Origin of the sequence: Pedobacter yulinensis (genome assembly GCF_003029735.1) — a bacterium.
Classification (GTDB): Bacteria; Bacteroidota; Bacteroidia; order Sphingobacteriales; family Sphingobacteriaceae; genus Pedobacter; species Pedobacter yulinensis.
Genome location: NZ_KZ686269.1, coordinates 1,217,793 through 1,233,688 on the forward strand (window position 1 = coordinate 1,217,793; position 15,896 = coordinate 1,233,688).

Below are 15,896 nucleotides of genomic sequence, written 5' to 3' on the forward strand. Positions count from 1 at the left end.
GTGGTTTAAAAACGTGTGTAGAAAGCTTTTCTTTTACTCAGCTTGAGGTCCTGCAGGATTGATGCCTTCACCTTCAGATCTACTGAATAACTTTGGTATTGCCCGAAAGGTGTCCAGCTGAAACTGAGGTCCCAGCAGTGCAGGTCGCGGTAAATGGAAATATTGGTCATGGCCAGATCCTTGGCCTTGAAATCGTAGCCCGAGGTAAACTGCACTTTCCACTTGGGTGTTACGTTAAAATCCCCGTTAAAATTGAGTGTATTTGTAATGGTTGGGGTGGTCGATAAGGGATTTGAATACTGGAAGGAATACGAAAATGCGAAGTTCCAGGGAATGTTGAAATCAACAAATGCATTTGGGTCCCGGCTGATCTGGTTCAGAGCATCGATTTGTTCCTGGGTGCGTGTTTCCGGCGCAGTCTGGTTCTTTACTGCATCCAGGTTCTTGTTCTTGCTCTTTACCGCTTCAGAATTGAAACTGTAGTCGAACGAGAGTCCGAAAGTTGTCAACCGCGGCAGCTTCCCGTCTTTCCAGGTGTAGCGGTCAAGCAAAACGGATCCGCCGAGCGAATCTTTGCGTACACTATACGGACTGAAGTTGGCATTATAGTTTACCGTTAATTTTTCGCTCAACTGCGATCGCCCGCTCACAGGAATATCTGACAGCTTGAAATTCGGTGCCACAAAGTTGTAATTGGCGCTGACCGACAGCCCCTGTATGATCGGGATTTTTCGCTCCCCCGTTCCGGTGGTGTCTTTTGAAGAGGCGACCTTCATTTCAACTGTGTTGTCCATCGAAAAGCCAAGAGATGCTGCTTTCCGTGCCGACGGCCCGCCGAAAATACCATTCTCAAACACCGAATACCGTTGTACGTTACCCTGAGCGTCCAATACCGGGGTGTTGTTGATGAGCGGGTTAAGGTCGGTATACCGCGCCTCTTTATAATAGCCGCGCGCGGGGTCGGTAAAATCGGGGTTATAGGTCAGACTGAAGCTGGGTGTCATAACATGCCGCAGTGCCCTGATCTTGCCGGTACTTTTGAAATTAGCCTGAGAGTAGATTTTGGTCGACATGCTCGTGCTCAGGTTCCAGTCTCCGCCGCGGCGAAAACCGTTTACCGTATCAGTCCTGACGAGGTCTTGTCCGTTTTCCTGCTTAAAGAACGTCTTGTTGATGCTTTGCAGGTACCAGTATTCATTGATGGACGATGAAAGCGTGAAGTTGAAATAACGCAGCACGTTAAAATTTGTGCTGATCGGAATGCTGTGTGCCAGTCCGTTCCGGAACTTATTCAGCGTTTCGCGTTTGAAAAGATCGTATTCTTTTACCGAGATCGAATTGCTTCCCCTCAGGCTGTAACCCACATTAATCTTCTGCAGAATGTTTGGGTCTCCGACCCGGTCTTTTTTGTCGAAAGGGCTGAAGGTGGCCACACTGAAGTTGAAGTTTGGCAATTGCAGGTCCACCTGCTGGCTCTGCGTATTCTGGCTGTGGCCAAGTGAAGCTGTAAAATTGTATTTCCCATCGCCGAACACTTTGCCATAAGAAATACTTGAATTCATGATATTTTGCGTGATGGCGCGCGGGTCATAGGTGTTTGCAGCGGCAGAGTTGCGGAAATAACCGCTGGTACCCAGATTTACCGATGCACTGAACGTTGTACCCGGGCGCGCATTCGCATTCTGCGAATGGCTCCAGGAGAGGTTAAAATCCTTTTGTTTTGCATAGTCGGCGGTACCTTCTGTACCCGAGATCAGGTTATTGTACCTGAAACTGAGGCTTCCGTTGTATTTGTAACGCTTGGTATAATTGGTCAGCAAACTGGTTTCGTAAGAGCCACGGGTAAAGATCGTACCCAAAAGTTTGGCATCCCAGTAGTCATTTAGCCCCAGGTAGTAACCAAAGTCGCGGGCAAAGAAACCGCGTGTTGCATCCTCGCCAAAGTTTGGAAAAATAATACCCGATGAGCGCTTGTTGGGCTTGGGAAAAAAACCGAAGGGCAGACCCAGGGGCAAGGGCACATGCTCTACCTCGAGGTATACAGGTCCGGTTACAATCTGCCGCTCGGTTACAATACCTTTGGTAATGTTAATACCAAAGTGTGTATGTGGATACGGCAGGTTACAGGTGCTGTAAAGCACGTTTTTTACGTGAATCTCGTCGTCGATCTGTTTTTTGGAGATTCCGCCCGAGAAAAAACCGCCTTCCTGTTCGGTAAACGGATTGAAGACATTGCCTTTACCGGTTTTCGTGTTGTAAAGCAGCGAATCTGCCAGCGAAGTACTCTGCCCCTCCATTTTAAAGATAGGCCGGCCAGTATACTTGCGGGTGACAGGGTCGTAAACACCCCTTGCAAAAATCAGGTTGTTCTTGGAGTCATAACGAATGTATTCAGCATCCAGTTCAAAACCCTGGTAATTAACCCGGGCTTTGCCATACAAGTGAACCATGCCGCTTTTGTGGTCGACTACTGTTGAATCTTCTGCCTTATATTCTACCTGGGCATCTAAACCCCCGGCAGCTTTCCTGGTCGTATCGCCGATAGTTTTTACGGCTGTATCTCCAGGTAAGGTCGTTTTCTGGTTACTGCGTCTTGCTGTGTCCTGTTTTTTGATGATTTGCTGAAAAAAAACAGTTCGTGATGCATACGAAATCTGACTAACCAATGTTAATAAAAGTACCGTGCCCGAAAAAAGGATAGAATATAGGAGTTTCAAATTCGTGTACGAATGTTATTTTTGCATCAATGCTTAACCAAAAACGTTCAAAATTAATGAAAAATATACCATTGCCGGGACTTAATAAATTATTCGGATTGGTATTTTTGGCCCTTAGTGCTTTTACATCTGTAAATCAGTCAGTTGCGCAGGATTACAAATTAAAAACCATCGTTGTTGATGCCGGTCACGGCGGCAAAGACGGCGCCACGCACGGGGAATATTCTACCGAGAAAGCAGTCGCCCTGCAGGTGGCCCTGAAGCTGGGTAAAGCAATCGAAGAAAAGCTGCCCGGCGTACGTGTCGTTTACACCCGTACCGAAGATGTCTTTGTACCGCTATACGAACGCATTGGCCTGGCCAATAAAGTAAATGCCGACCTGTTTATCAGCATACACTGTAACGATATGCCGCTTCGTGCCAGCACCGTCATAACCGGATATAAAAAAGGCAAAGGCGGTTCCCGGATTCCGATCAGGCAAACGACGTACCGAAAAAGCACTTCTACAAAAGGCACCGAAACTTTCGTTTCGGGCAGCGGGCGTTTAAGCGAACAGGATGAGGTCATTAAGCGTGAAAATGCCGCCATGCTCCTCGAAAAAGACTACGAAAAAAATTACGAAGGCCTGGAAGACCAGAATCCGGAAAACGATATCATCGTATCGCTGATGAAAAAGAACAACCGGGTACAAAGTCTTAAGGTAGCCAAGTTTATGCAGGATGAATACATCCGGGTTGGCCGCGTTAACCGGGGTGTTCAGGAGAAGAGCCTGGCCGTCCTTGCGCGGGCAGGAATGCCGGCCGTACTTACCGAGATCGGTTTCATCAGCAATCCGGAAGAAGAAGAGTACATGAACTCTGCCGAGGGACAGGATGAGATCGTCACGTGCCTGGTCAATGCCATCAAATCGTACCAGAACAGCGTAGAGACCAAACCCATACAGGTTCAGAATTAAATAGAATTTTAAAAAAAAGAAAAACCTTTCAGCGGTCTGAATCCTTTAAAGGCAAAAAAATTGATGTTGCAAAAATCCGTCCGACTTTTTAGCCTGCTCCTTTTAAACATCATATTTCTGATGCCCTGCCGCTTAAATGCCCAGGGCTATAAAATGAAGACCATTGTGCTCGACGCCGGGCACGGCGGACGTAAACCGGGGGCTGCGGGGGCGTTTTCAACAGAAAAGCAGGTAGCACTCGAGGTAACGCTGAAGCTTGGCAAAAAACTGAAAGAGGCCTTGCCCGGTGTACGGATCATTTACACCCGGACGACCGATGTTGACGTCGATTTTTTAAGGCGCGCTGAAATTGCCAACAGCAACAAGGCTGATATCTTTATCTCGATACACTGCAATTCAATGGGCAATGTTCAGGTCAAGGACGGTTTTACAACTTTGAAGAACGGAAAAAAAGTACCAAAATACCGGTCGGTCAGGAACAGCGCTGTAAAGGGCGTCGAAACTTTTGTGGCCGGTTCGCACCGCTTGAATGAGCAGGATGCGGCCATCCGTGAAAATGCTGACATCAAACTGGAAAAGAATTACAAGCAGAAATATGATGGGTACGATCCAAACGATCCGGCCACGTTTATTATCCTGTCGCTTTTCAAAAATGCTTACCGGGACAAGAGCCTGAAACTGGCCAAACTGGTCCAGGCCAACTACATTGCCGACGGCCGTGAAAACCGTGGCGTTAAGGAACAGGGAATTCTGATCCTGCAACGTTGCGGAATGCCTGCCATCCTCACTGAAATTGGTTTCATATCCCATCCCGAAGAGGAAAAATACATCAATTCTGACAAAGGACAGGATGAAATTACCGATGCGATCGTTAAGGCTGTCAAAACGTATAAGGCCGATCTCGAAGGAAAATAATTCCGAATTATCTGGCTGGTTTTGCTATTTTTAAAACGAAATCAGAACTTTGGTGTTTACATCAAAACCGGAAACTGAAGAGCCGGGCATACTTCCTGATCCATGATCCGGGGCTGAATGCGGTTCTGAAACTTCGGTACAGCCGGAACAAAAGCACGCAACTAAACATAACACCGATCGCCCTACGGCCCATAACACAAAGATATACATGAAGATAGCAAACGAAACCAAGGTAGGTATACTCGCTGCATTCGCGATTGCGATGCTGATCATTGGTTACAATTTTTTAAAGGGCAATTCGATCTTTTCTGATGAAACCGTACTCTATGCACGCTACACCAAGGTAGATGGACTAAGTGTATCTAAACCCGTGCTCATTAACGGGTTCCAGATTGGCCGGGTAGATAAGTTACAGCTGGAGCCTAACGGCACCATCCTGGCTACGCTGAAGATCAAAGGCACCTATGAGATACCCACAAACAGTGTAGCCCGCCTGGAAAGTACCGATCTGCTCGGCAGCAAAGCCATTGTCATGGACCTGGGGTCGGGAAATAAGTTTGCACAGGACGGCGATACGCTGAACGCAAACGTAGAAAAGAACCTGATGGAATCCGTTCAGCCGGTTCAGAAAAAGGCAGAAGTGATCATCGGGAAAATGGATTCGATTCTTTCAAGCGTGAACTCGATCCTCAACCCGAATTTTCAACGAAATATAGACCGCAGTTTCAACAGCATTGCCGCCACCCTGGCCTCACTCGAGGGCACGTCTAAAAAGGTGGACAACATGGTTGGTACCGAAGGGCAGAAGATTTCGGCAATCCTGTCGAACGTCGAATCAATTTCCAGCAACCTGCGCAACAACAACCAGAAGATTACAGCCATTCTTGACAACCTCGGCTCTGTCAGCGACCAGTTAGCGGCAGCCAATTTTAAGCAGACCATAGACAATGCGAACAAAGCGGTCGCCGATCTGCAAAGCGTAGTAACCAAAATCAACAGCGGTCAGGGCAGCCTCGGTTTGCTCATCAACGACAACAAGATGTATGACAACCTGAACGCGGCTTCAGACAATCTGAACAAACTCATTATTGACCTGAAAGAAAATCCGAAACGATATGTTCACTTTTCGGTTTTCGGAGGTAAGAAATAAAATAATCCCGGTTTAGGCCGGGATTTTTTTTAAGGTATCCCTATCCGTTAAAATGATACAGAAAGACCGCCTCGCCTGTAAAAGCAGGCTTTTTCTGATCCCTGATTTCCAGTTCTATTGCAATGGTCGATTTTGTGACACCGCGCAGGTTGAGAATGCCCGACAGCCTGACGCGGAGCCTCACTTCGCTGTTTACCAATACCGGCTGACCAAACCGCAGGCTTTCTATGCCGTAATTGATTTCCATTTTGAGGTTCTGCACATCAACCACTTGTTTCCACAAGTAAGGAATGAGCGAGAGGCTTAAATAACCATGAGCGATAGTTGTTTTGAAAGGACTTTCAACCGCTGCACGGTCCGGATCGGTATGAATCCACTGGTGGTCAAGCGTGGCGTCTGCAAATTGATTTACCTGTTCCTGGGTAATGGTATGCCAGTCAGAGATGCCAAATTCTTTTCCTAAATGTGACTCAAATTCCTGGTGATTTCTGATCACGACCATAGTTTACGTTTATTTATGTATGTTATTCTGTTGCTTGTTTATAAGCCGGCCGGGGTTTAATAGCTTCGCCAGAAAGGGCCTTTCAGCTAAAAAATCCCACAAACGCCGGTTGCTGTCCTGTCCCCGGGCCCCGCAGTCGATCCAGGCCGTAGGCCGCAGCAGGAAGGCAAAAAGTTTTCTGAAGATGCCGGCAGAGAACACTTTGCACAGCCTGCGCGTTTGCAGGTCCCAATACATATGACCCCATATTTCTACTTCCAGCGACCTGAGCGGTATGCGCAGCTGTTCGCCTTTATGATTCAAATAGAGCTGTTTCAGCAATTGCGCAAGTTCGAATGTCCGCCCTTCGGTGTCCTGTGCAAGCAGCGCTTGGAGCGCGGCATCGTTTTCTATATGAACAGACTGCTCACCCAATGAGAGCGTCAGCTTGCAGCCATGTATCATACACGGAACCCTCACGCTTTGCCCGCTACAGCCCGCTTCAGGGCCATGATGTAGCCACTATGCAGTCCTTCGTGAAAAAGCAGGAAGGAGACCGCATCGCCAATGTGGCTGATCGCTACGCCATAACGGGTTTGAAGCGGTTCATAATGCTCAAAAACACCAGCGTTAATGTCGGCCTCCAACTCGTCGAGTGTGCTGAAAAGCAACGCGTTGATGCGCGCCCGGGTTTGCTCGGTGGCAGGTTCGCGGGGTACGCTACCCGGCCTGTATGCTTCGAAATAACTTTGATCGACCCGCATATCCCGCCCGGCACGCAGGTAACAAATGCCCTGCTGCGCGGCAACTAAGTGACCTAAGTTCCATAAAATATTGTTCGAGAAACCCTCAGGAATCGCATTGAGCGCTTCCAGGCTGAGACCTTCTACAAGCGACAACAGGTAGCGCCTGGTTTTACGCACAGTCTCAATTTTGGCTTCAAAATCACGTGAATTCATGGCGCAAGATAATAAACAAAATGCAGCCGGCACAGGCAGCCAGTTTTCAAAGACCTGCTTGTCGCGCTTAGATCTGACAAAAGCTTTGTTTCTGTCAGTTGTTCAGTATCTTTAGCCATGGAATACACTGAAAATCTGCCGCAGCTCACAGCAGAAGAAATACGCGTGTTGGGCTCCCTGATGGAAAAGGCTAAAACCACTCCCGATTATTACCCGATGACCATCAACAGCCTCACAGCTGCCTGCAACCAGAAAACATCCAGAAAGCCGGTTGTGAACTATGATGAACAAACCGTTACGCTAACGCTCGACAGCCTGAAACGTAAGGGCCTCATATCAACCGCCACCGGCGGATCAAGCCGTGCAGTGAAGTTCAAACATAATTTTGCCATCGTTTTCCCGCTCTTGCCTGCCGAGGTTGCATTGATCAGCCTTTTATTTTTGCGCGGCCCGCAGACACCGGGTGAGCTGAACACCAACTCAGGCCGCATGCATGAGTTCGAGAATTTAGACGAGGTAACCGCTATGCTTGAAAAACTGAGCCAGGACCAGCCAGCTTATGTGAGAGCATTGCCCAGGCGGCCGGGGCAAAAGGAACAGCGTTATTACCACCTCTTTAGCGGAGAGCATACAGCTGACCTTGACTTTCCAGATGATGCGTCCGGTACACAGCCGGTTTCAGGCGGGCTTGAGGCGCGCGTAGCAGAACTGGAAAGCGAACTCGCTGCAGTTAAAGAAAAACTGGAAGCCTTGTACAGCCAGCTGATGTAACTGCTTTTAACTGGTTCTCCCCACCCCCATCATGTGCGGGCTCCAGGCCAGGAGCGCCTCATTTGTTTCGGTGGCACGAAGTAAACCAAACATGGCCTCTTTCTTCTGCTGGTCACCCCTGGTCTCAAAGTATTTGCTGTCCAGCCAGATCATTCCTTCCACCGCAAACAAAGCCGGTGCAGAAAACCCTGCCTCCTCCAGTTCAGCTTTCAGTTCTTCAGGCCGATGAAAAAAGGCTTTCGGCAGCATACCCGGTGTATTTCCCAGGGGCTCATGCAGGCCTGTCTGCAGCTCGGCCAGGCACATGTCGCGGAAACCTGGCTGGTGAATCATACCGTTCAGGAGGCCGACGACTGTCGAGGCACTGTGGTTAATGGCAAAAGCCAGCACCACGCCCTGCGGTTTGAGCACCCTCCTGGCTTCGAGCAGCGCCTTCAGGCGGTCGGCCCGCTCCTGCAGGTGGTAAAGCGGCCCGTGCAGAACAACGAGATCCATACTCCGGTCTGCCAATGGCAGGTTTCTGGCCTCGGCCTCCAGCGCACGGAAAGGCCTGCGCATTTTTGCTGCTTTATTTCTGGCTGCGGCAACGTGCCGCGTAACCGGGTCGATGAGTGTAACCTCATGCCCCAGGTTTGCCAGCCAGGCAGCATACACACCAGGACCACCGCCAACATCGGCGATGGCGCCTCCGCCTTCTGGCAGAAACCGGCCGATCAATTCTTTGTTCCGCTCCAGCTCCAGTGGTCCCAGTCCCAGTTGCAACCTGGCTTCTTCCGAGCCGCCTGAATAAAATTCTTCGATCGCAGGATCGATCAGCTGTTTGCTGCCCATAATTTTTGGTATTAAACGGCACAAATAAAAGACATTCTTACGGTACCGCAAAATGCGGCCAACTGCTGTATATTAGCACACAGAACAGCATGGCCAAAATCAGACTAAAAGACATTGCCCAGGCGCTCGGGCTTTCGGTATCGACCGTATCAAAAGCGTTGCGCGACAGCCACGAGATCGGAGAAGATACCAAAAGGCGTGTACTGGAATTTGCGCACAACCACCATTATTTCCCAAACCGGTTGGCCAAAGGCCTCAAAGAAGGCCGGTCAGGCACGATTGGCGTTATCGTCTGCGCCATTGACAACCCTTTCGTTTCGGGTATGCTGGAGGGAATTGACCGCGCTTGCCAGGAAAAGGGTTATCAGATCATGATCATGCAAAGCAAGGAATCGTTTCTGCAGGAGCAGTCGGCCATCGAGCTTCTTCTTGCCAATGGCATTGATGGCCTGCTGATCTCGCCTGCGCTCGAGACAACGGATTTCTCGCCGCTGCTTGCCGTGCAGCAGCGCGGCATACCGGTGGTTTTGTTTGACCGCATCAGCGACCGTATCCAGACGCACCAGGTGGGTGCAAACAATTTCAAAGGGGCCTACGATGCTACCATGCACCTGCTGAACAAGCGTTATAAGCAGCTGGCCTATATTCACGCAGGTACTGAGCTTAATTTCGCCACGCAGCGGTTGAACGGTTTTCTGACCGCCCTGGCCGAACGCGGCATTCCTGAAAGCAATTACCAGGTAGCCGAACTGAAGATCAATGCACAGACCGGTGTGCCCGAAGCCCTGGCTCGTGCACTCAGGAAAATGATGCGCGGTCCGGCGCGGCCCGATGCGATTCTTGCCGGAAGCGACCAGATCAGCATTTCCTGCCTGAGTATCCTGACCGGCATGCAGGTAAAAATTCCACAGGAACTTGCACTCATCGGGTTCAGCAACACACGGCTCGCCGATGTATTTAATCCGCCGCTGAGCACGATCAGCCAGCCAGGCGAGGAAATCGGATACCTTGCAGCAGTCAGGCTGATCGGCCTGCTCACAGGCAAAGCCGTCCGTCAGGAATTCGAAACCGTTTTGATGGACACCCAGATGCACATCCGGGCGTCTTCAGACCGGCTTAAAGATTTACGAGTTTCATCTTAGGCACCAGCAGTTTCATCACAGACCAGGCAATAAGGTAAGCAACCGCGCAAATGGTAAACATAATGGTATAGCCGGTTTCAATATGCCCTAGTGCCTTGTAATGGTCAAAGAGTGTACCGCCAAGCAGCGAAACCACAACGCCACCCATTCCTCCCGCCATTCCGCCAATGCCGGTAACAGAGCCGACCGTTTTCTTCGGAAACATATCTGATACGGTTGTAAAGATGTTTGCTGACCAGGCCTGGTGAGCGGAAGCGCCTACACCGATCAGGAGCACGGGCAGCCAGTAGCTCAAATGTCCGAGCGGCTGCGCCGCAAGTACCACGAGCGGGAACAAAGCGATGATCAGCATGGCGCGCATGCGGCCATCGTAGGGCAGGTATCCTTTTTTAATAAAATACATCGGGAACCAGCCACCGCCAATGCTGCCGAACATGGTCATGCTGTACAATACGGCCAGCGGCAGCATGATGTCGGTACCGGTCAGACCATACTGCGACTTCAGGTAACCCGGAAGCCAGAACAGGAAAAACCACCAGATCCCGTCTGTCAGGAACTTACCCAGTGCAAATGCCCAGGTCTGCCTGAAGGTAAGGAGTTTTAACCAGGAAACCTTTTCTGCCTGTTTTTCTTCCTGCAGGGTCGATTGTTCCGACGCCCGCGGCTCGTCGCTGTAAATATGCTCCAGTTCTGATTTCGACAGGCGCTTTTGTTTCTCAGGCTTTTCATACAGCCAGAACCAGAAGATCAGCCACAGGAAACCCACTGCCCCGATGATCAGGAAGGCACTTTGCCAACCCCAGGTAGCAGCAATCCACGGCACGGTAAGTGGTGCCAGAATGGCGCCGACATTAGTCCCTGAATTGAAAACGCCTGTAGCCAGCGCACGCTCGCGTTTAGGAAAATACTCGGCCGTCGCTTTGATCGCTGCAGGGAAGTTACCCGATTCACCGAAGCCTAGCGCTGCGCGGGCCACAATAAAACCAAGCACCGAGACCGACATGGCGGCAAAACCCAGGTTACCCAGAATGCGCATCAGCCCTTCGCCAAGCGGCAGGGCGAAGGCATGAAGAATGGCGCCGAGCGACCAGACCACCAATGCGAGGGTATAGCCATTTTTGGTGCCAAGACGGTCTATGATGCGGCCCGCGAACAGCATGGAAATGGCGTATACGAATTGGAAGGCCGAGGTAATGGCCGCATAATCTTTGTTGCTCCAGCCAAACTGCTCTTCAAGCATTGGGTGGAGCAGGCTGAGTACCTGCCGGTCCAGGTAATTAATGGTGGTTGCGAAGAACAGCAGGCCGCATACGACCCATCTGTAATTGCCTGTTTTTGTTTGGCTCATGACTTGGTTTGTCTGGTTTGGCAGGGATGACCGTTAAAAATTGAAGTACGCTTTGGCGTTGTAATAACAAATGTCCTGGATAATCTTACCGGTCCAGTCCGGATCATTCGGAATAAGGCCTTTCCGCATGTCTTCGGCAAAAAGCTGGCAGAGCAATCGCCTGAAATAGTCGTGCCTTGAATAAGACAAGAAGCTGCGCGAATCGGTCAGCATGCCGATAAAGCAGGATATTAACCCCATGTTCGACAGACTGTTCATTTGTTGTTCCATGCCGTCGAGCTGGTCAAGGAACCACCAGCCAGAACCAAACTGGATCTTCCCCCTGATGCCCTCGCCCTGGAAATTACCGATCATTGTTGCAAACACAGCATTATCTGCCGGGTTCAAGTTGTAAATGACCGTTTTCGCAAGACCATTTTCGGCCTCCAGCCGATTAAATAGCCTTGACAGTCCTGTCGCCTGCGGATAATCTCCGATCGAATCGTAACCAGCATCTGCACCAATGGCAGCCATCTTGGCGCTGTTGTTGTTCCTGATTGCACCGAGGTGGAACTGTTGTACCCATCCCCTTTTTGCATAACATTGGCCCAGGAAGAGGAGCAGGTGAAAAGTAAAGGCATCGGCAAACTGCGCACCTTCTGCATCATTACCATTCAGAACCGCCCGCAGCACGCGGTCCAGTTGTTCATCGTCGTGTTCTGCAACCGGAATCTGACTCAGCCCATGATCAGAGATCCGGCAGCCGGCGGCATGAAAAAAGTCAATCCGCTTTTCCAGCGCCTGTTTTAGCTGGTCGAGCGAGGAAATGGTACCACCTGCGGCGGCAGCAAGCCGCTCGATATATTCGCGAAATGCCTGTCCCTGGCCAAGACCGAAACATTTGTCTGGCCGGAAAGAAGGAAGCACGCGCGTTTTGAACCCGGCCGCAGCGATCCTGCCGTGAAATTCCAGCGTGTCTGCAGGATCGTCTGTGGTCCCGAGCATCTCAACCCGGTAATGCCCGAGCAGCGACTGCGGAAGAAAAGCGGTTGTCTGCAGAATTTCCGAGGTTTGGTCATAGATCCTGTCGGCATTTTTTTCATCAAGCAGTTCTGAAATGCCAAACGGATTTTTGAGTTCCATGTGTGTCCAGTGGTACAGCGGACTGCGCAGCGTATACGGAACGCAGGCCGCCCAGGACCGGAATTTTTCCCGGTCTGTCGCTGTGCCGGTAATGTTGCGCTCAGCTACGCCAAGGGTGCGCATGGCGCGCCACTTATAATGATCGCCGGCAAGCCAGACTTTCGAGATGTTCCCGAAAGGCGCATTGACCGCGATAACATCGGGCGGAAGATGGGAATGATAGTCAATGACCGGCAGATCTTTCGCATAGTCATTGTACAACTTTACCGCAAGTTCGCTTTGCAGCAAAAATCGATCGTTTATGAATGCATTCATGTCAGTCTAAGCCATAACGTCCTGTAATACCCAGTTCAAGGCCGCGAAGTTCGGCCAGGCCACGCAGCCTCCCGATTGCCGAATAACCGGGGTTGGTTACCTTTGCCAGGTCATCGAGCATTTGGTGGCCGTGATCGGGCCGGAACGGAATGGGCTCAAGGCGCTTGTCGTTCTCTTCCACCAGTGCTTTCATGATCGTGTACATGTTTACGTCGCCCCCGAGGTGGTCGGCTTCATAAAAGTTTCCTTCATCATCTTTGGTCACGTTGCGCAGGTGCGCAAAATAAACGCGCGATTTAACGGCTTCGAAGATATCCGGAAGGTGGTTGGCGGCGCCGGCCCCCAGCGAACCGGTACAAAAACAGACTCCGTTAAAAGGCTGGTCTACCGCTCCCAACAGGTATTGAAAATCTTCCTTGCAGCTCACAATGCGCGGCAGGCCAAGAATGGGATAAGGCGGGTCGTCGGGATGGATGGTCATCCGGATGCCCGAAGTGTTGCAAACTTCGGCAATGGAAGAAAGAAAGTATACCAGGTTTTTCTGCAGTCCTTCCCGCCCAATCTGCTGGTACTCTTCAATACTGCTGCGCAGCGTTTCCATTTCAATGTTTCCTTCGTTGGGAATGCCCATGAGAATGTTCGTGGTTAGCATCTCCTTTTCGTCATCGTCCATGGCCTCAAAGCGAAGACGCGCCGCTTCCCTGACTTTTTCTGAGTAATCTGCCGCTGCGCCTGCCCGCCTGAAAATGTAAAGATCGAAAACAGCGAGGTCTGTCCAGTTAAAATACAGCGCCTTAGAACCGTCATGCATAACCAGGTCAAGTTGCGTACGTGTCCAGTCCAGTACAGGCATGAAATTGTAACAAACAGTTTTGATACCACACTGTGCCAGGTTCTGAAGGCTCACTTTATAGTTTTCAATGTATTTGTCGGCATCGGCACGGCGCGTTTTAATCGCCTCGTGCACCGGCACGCTTTCGACCACAACCCATTCCAGCCCGGCATCTTCTATGATATTTTTACGCTCCAGAATATCTTCAAGCGGCCAGATCGCTCCATGCGGAATGTGGTGCAGGGCCGTGACCACGCCCGTTGCGCCGGCCTGTTTAACATCCTGTAAGGTAACGGGATCATTCGGCCCGTACCATCTCCAGCTTTGTTTTAGTTTCATGCTATCGTTATTTTTAGACGCCGCTGTATGCGTTAAAGCCGCCGTCGACCACGATGGTCTCGCCGTTTACAAATCCTGACGCATCACTGAGCAGGTAGACAAGGGTGCCGGTCAGTTCGACGGGGTTGCCGAGTCGGCCGTAGGGCGTATTGTTTACAAATTTCTGTGCACGGTCGGTATAAGATCCGTCCTTATTGGTCAGCAGGTCGCGGTTTTGTTCAGTAAGAAACACCCCCGGGGCAATCGCGTTGACCCGTACCTGATCGCCGTAGCGTTGCGCCAGCTCTACGGCCATCCACCGGGTATAACCTTCAATAGCCGTTTTGGCAATGGTATAGCCGAGTACCCGGGTAATGGGCCGCTGGGCCGCGAGCGAAGAAATATTAATGATGCTTCCTTTGCCCTGCGCTGCGATCACTTTGCCAAAAATATGCGTTGGCAAAACAGTGCCGAACAGATTAAGATCGACGGCCTGCCTGGTATCGTTCATATTGGCGGCGAAGAGATCCTGGTCGGGTGCAATAACGGCGCCGGGTATGTTGCCTCCTGCGGCATTAACCAGCCCATCTATCCTGCCCCAGGCAGCAAGGATCTTGTCGCGGGCCGATACGAGTGCCTGCTCGTCGAGTACATCGCAGATCAGCGCCATGGCTTCGGCGCCCGCGGCCTGAGCCATGGCCACACGCGCATGGGCACGCTCCTCGTTCCGGCCAATTACCGCCACCCGGGCACCCGCCTGCGCAACGGCCTGCACAAACGCTTCGCCGAGTACGCCCGTTGCCCCGGTAATTACAACTACTTTTCCTTCCAGTGAAAATGGATTCTGATGACCTGTCATAGCGGCTGATATTTGGTTGTTAACCGTGAATAACTCCGGTTAAGGAGTTCAATTTTAATAAAATATTTTGCCGCTCACGGGAACAGCAGCTAAAATATTTACGAAAACGTTTGCGTAAATAAATGGTTATGAGCGTTGACCGTATCGGCCATTTTCGGCAATTTTACAACATACCAGACGACCATGAGCCAGGAAGAACACATCTTAATTTTCGGGGAACTCCTTTTACGCTTTAGTTCGACGGGGCAGGCTTTTATTAAAGATGAAAACCTCGCGCGTGTCTTCGTAGGCGGTGCAGAGGCAAACGCTGCCGCATCGCTTGGTCGATGGGGAGTGCCTTGCGCTTACCTGAGCAGGATTCCCGACAATGCACTGGCCGCCCAGGCGCTCGCTGAACTGGAGCGTCGTGGTGTCGATACCAGCCACGTATTGCGCGGTGGTGACCGCCTCGGGCAATACTTTTTGTTGTCTGCAGATGGGCTGAGCAAAGGCGAGGTCGTGTACGACCGGAAATATTCATCGTTCTCAGACCTGCGGCCCGGCATGATCGACTGGGAAACGGTACTGCGTTCCTACACCCGTTTTCACTGGACGGCCCTCACCCCTGCCCTGAATCCGCATATGGCTGGTGTTTGTGCCGAAGCCCTCCAGACCGCAAGAAAGCTGGGGCTCAGCATTTCGGTCGACCTGAATTACCGGAACCGCCTTTGGGATTTTGGCAAAGAGCCGATTGAAGTGATGCCCGAACTGGTGTCACAATGTGACGTGGTTATGGGAAATATCTGGGCGGCCGGTAAAATGCTCGGCATCGCGGTAAGCGATGGCCTGGAACGCTCCACACCGCCTGTCGTTTACCGGGAAGAGGCTGCGCGGTCGGCAGCCCTGCTCATGGGGGCTTTTCCCAACTGCCGGCATGTGGCCTACACATTCAGGTTTATGGACAACCCGGCACATAACCTTTTTTACGGTACCTATCATCAAAAAAACGGAAACTTCAATTCTGCGGTTTATGAAACAACCAGTGTTGTAGACCGCATTGGCAGCGGCGATGCCTTTATGGCCGGCCTGCTTTTTGCACTTTGCACGGGCAAAACGGGCCAGGAGGTCATTGACCTGGCTACGGCAGCAGGTTACAAAAAACTATTCGTAGCCGGCGATTTCGGCGACGGGGCTATCTGAT

15 protein-coding genes are annotated in these 15,896 nt (G+C 51.0%); 6 read left to right on the forward strand and 9 right to left on the reverse strand.

Annotated elements, in window-relative coordinates; genetic code table 11:
* Nucleotides 1-5: 5 nt before the first annotated feature.
* On the reverse strand, nucleotides 6-2,666 hold the full coding sequence (locus tag C7T94_RS12780; protein WP_239495008.1) for a putative LPS assembly protein LptD: 2,661 nt from the start codon (nucleotides 2,664-2,666) through the stop codon (nucleotides 6-8).
* 107 nt (nucleotides 2,667-2,773) lie between these two features.
* Here C7T94_RS12780 and C7T94_RS12785 point away from each other — a divergent pair, with 107 nt between their 5' ends.
* From C7T94_RS12785 to C7T94_RS12795, 3 genes are all read left to right on the forward strand, one after another.
* Nucleotides 2,774-3,673, forward strand: a complete 900-nt coding sequence (locus tag C7T94_RS12785) for an N-acetylmuramoyl-L-alanine amidase family protein (protein WP_239495009.1) — start codon at nucleotides 2,774-2,776, stop codon at nucleotides 3,671-3,673.
* Between the two features lie 120 nt (nucleotides 3,674-3,793).
* Nucleotides 3,794-4,588 carry an N-acetylmuramoyl-L-alanine amidase family protein gene (locus C7T94_RS12790; RefSeq protein WP_239495010.1) on the forward strand — a complete coding sequence of 265 codons (795 nt, stop codon included), beginning with the start codon at nucleotides 3,794-3,796 and terminating at the stop codon, nucleotides 4,586-4,588.
* A 208-nt stretch (nucleotides 4,589-4,796) separates the two neighbouring features.
* Entirely contained in the window at nucleotides 4,797-5,738 is a 942-nt protein-coding gene (locus C7T94_RS12795; protein WP_107215693.1) for an MlaD family protein, read from the forward strand.
* Nucleotides 5,739-5,778: 40 nt separating this feature from the next.
* Here the strand turns inward: C7T94_RS12795 and C7T94_RS12800 are convergent, their stop codons facing one another.
* The 3 genes from C7T94_RS12800 to C7T94_RS12810 are packed head-to-tail and all read right to left on the reverse strand — an operon-like array spanning nucleotide 5,779 to nucleotide 7,178.
* A complete protein-coding gene (locus tag C7T94_RS12800) occupies nucleotides 5,779-6,240 on the reverse strand; it encodes a MaoC family dehydratase (RefSeq protein WP_107215694.1) in 462 nt (153 codons plus the stop codon).
* Nucleotides 6,241-6,249: 9 nt separating this feature from the next.
* On the reverse strand, nucleotides 6,250-6,684 hold the full coding sequence (locus C7T94_RS12805; protein WP_107215695.1) for a hypothetical protein: 435 nt from the start codon (nucleotides 6,682-6,684) through the stop codon (nucleotides 6,250-6,252).
* Between the two features lie 11 nt (nucleotides 6,685-6,695).
* Complete coding sequence (locus C7T94_RS12810; RefSeq protein WP_107215696.1) at nucleotides 6,696-7,178, reverse strand: DinB family protein; 483 nt, start codon at nucleotides 7,176-7,178, stop codon at nucleotides 6,696-6,698.
* 117 nt (nucleotides 7,179-7,295) lie between these two features.
* Between C7T94_RS12810 and C7T94_RS12815 the strand changes: the two genes are divergently transcribed.
* Nucleotides 7,296-7,949 carry a YceH family protein gene (locus tag C7T94_RS12815; RefSeq protein WP_107215697.1) on the forward strand — a complete coding sequence of 218 codons (654 nt, stop codon included), beginning with the start codon at nucleotides 7,296-7,298 and terminating at the stop codon, nucleotides 7,947-7,949.
* 6 nt (nucleotides 7,950-7,955) lie between these two features.
* On the opposite strand, the gene C7T94_RS12820 is transcribed toward C7T94_RS12815, so the two are convergent.
* On the reverse strand, nucleotides 7,956-8,780 hold the full coding sequence (locus tag C7T94_RS12820; protein ID WP_107215698.1) for a class I SAM-dependent methyltransferase: 825 nt from the start codon (nucleotides 8,778-8,780) through the stop codon (nucleotides 7,956-7,958).
* 89 nt (nucleotides 8,781-8,869) lie between these two features.
* Between C7T94_RS12820 and C7T94_RS12825 the strand changes: the two genes are divergently transcribed.
* A complete protein-coding gene (locus tag C7T94_RS12825; RefSeq protein ID WP_107216112.1) occupies nucleotides 8,870-9,922 on the forward strand; it encodes a LacI family DNA-binding transcriptional regulator in 1,053 nt (350 codons plus the stop codon).
* Here C7T94_RS12825 and C7T94_RS12830 read toward each other — a convergent pair.
* The 4 genes from C7T94_RS12830 to C7T94_RS12845 are packed head-to-tail and all read right to left on the reverse strand — an operon-like array spanning nucleotide 9,897 to nucleotide 14,716.
* Nucleotides 9,897-11,270 (reverse strand): MFS transporter, encoded by a 1,374-nt coding sequence (locus C7T94_RS12830; RefSeq protein ID WP_107215699.1) that lies wholly within the window; start codon nucleotides 11,268-11,270, stop codon nucleotides 9,897-9,899. The two genes, C7T94_RS12825 and C7T94_RS12830, sit on opposite strands and share 26 nt — an antisense overlap.
* A 33-nt stretch (nucleotides 11,271-11,303) precedes the next feature.
* On the reverse strand, nucleotides 11,304-12,707 hold the full coding sequence (gene uxaC, locus C7T94_RS12835; protein ID WP_107215700.1) for a glucuronate isomerase: 1,404 nt from the start codon (nucleotides 12,705-12,707) through the stop codon (nucleotides 11,304-11,306).
* Nucleotide 12,708: 1 nt separating this feature from the next.
* Nucleotides 12,709-13,878, reverse strand: coding sequence for a mannonate dehydratase (gene uxuA, locus C7T94_RS12840; protein ID WP_107215701.1), 1,170 nt, complete (start codon nucleotides 13,876-13,878; stop codon nucleotides 12,709-12,711).
* Between the two features lie 13 nt (nucleotides 13,879-13,891).
* Entirely contained in the window at nucleotides 13,892-14,716 is an 825-nt protein-coding gene (locus C7T94_RS12845) for an SDR family oxidoreductase (RefSeq protein WP_107215702.1), read from the reverse strand.
* 183 nt (nucleotides 14,717-14,899) lie between these two features.
* Here C7T94_RS12845 and C7T94_RS12850 point away from each other — a divergent pair, with 183 nt between their 5' ends.
* Nucleotides 14,900-15,895 (forward strand): sugar kinase, encoded by a 996-nt coding sequence (locus tag C7T94_RS12850; protein WP_107216113.1) that lies wholly within the window; start codon nucleotides 14,900-14,902, stop codon nucleotides 15,893-15,895.
* The last annotated feature ends 1 nt before the right edge of the window (nucleotide 15,896 follow it).

Excerpts from the sequence above, each read along its gene's own strand:
- C7T94_RS12785 (WP_239495009.1), top strand. The coding sequence starts at position 2,774 with ATGAAAAATATACCATTGCCGGGACTTAATAAATTATTCGGATTGGTA.
- C7T94_RS12790 (WP_239495010.1), top strand. The coding sequence starts at position 3,794 with ATGCCCTGCCGCTTAAATGCCCAGGGCTATAAAATGAAGACCATTGTG.
- C7T94_RS12795 (WP_107215693.1), top strand. The coding sequence starts at position 4,797 with ATGAAGATAGCAAACGAAACCAAGGTAGGTATACTCGCTGCATTCGCG.
- C7T94_RS12800 (WP_107215694.1), bottom strand. The coding sequence starts at position 6,240 with ATGGTCGTGATCAGAAATCACCAGGAATTTGAGTCACATTTAGGAAAA.
- C7T94_RS12805 (WP_107215695.1), bottom strand. The coding sequence starts at position 6,684 with ATGATACATGGCTGCAAGCTGACGCTCTCATTGGGTGAGCAGTCTGTT.
- C7T94_RS12810 (WP_107215696.1), bottom strand. The coding sequence starts at position 7,178 with ATGAATTCACGTGATTTTGAAGCCAAAATTGAGACTGTGCGTAAAACC.
- C7T94_RS12815 (WP_107215697.1), top strand. The coding sequence starts at position 7,296 with ATGGAATACACTGAAAATCTGCCGCAGCTCACAGCAGAAGAAATACGC.
- C7T94_RS12820 (WP_107215698.1), bottom strand. The coding sequence starts at position 8,780 with ATGGGCAGCAAACAGCTGATCGATCCTGCGATCGAAGAATTTTATTCA.
- C7T94_RS12825 (WP_107216112.1), top strand. The coding sequence starts at position 8,870 with ATGGCCAAAATCAGACTAAAAGACATTGCCCAGGCGCTCGGGCTTTCG.
- C7T94_RS12830 (WP_107215699.1), bottom strand. The coding sequence starts at position 11,270 with ATGAGCCAAACAAAAACAGGCAATTACAGATGGGTCGTATGCGGCCTG.
- uxaC (WP_107215700.1), bottom strand. The coding sequence starts at position 12,707 with ATGAATGCATTCATAAACGATCGATTTTTGCTGCAAAGCGAACTTGCG.
- uxuA (WP_107215701.1), bottom strand. The coding sequence starts at position 13,878 with ATGAAACTAAAACAAAGCTGGAGATGGTACGGGCCGAATGATCCCGTT.
- C7T94_RS12845 (WP_107215702.1), bottom strand. The coding sequence starts at position 14,716 with ATGACAGGTCATCAGAATCCATTTTCACTGGAAGGAAAAGTAGTTGTA.
- C7T94_RS12850 (WP_107216113.1), top strand. The coding sequence starts at position 14,900 with ATGAGCCAGGAAGAACACATCTTAATTTTCGGGGAACTCCTTTTACGC.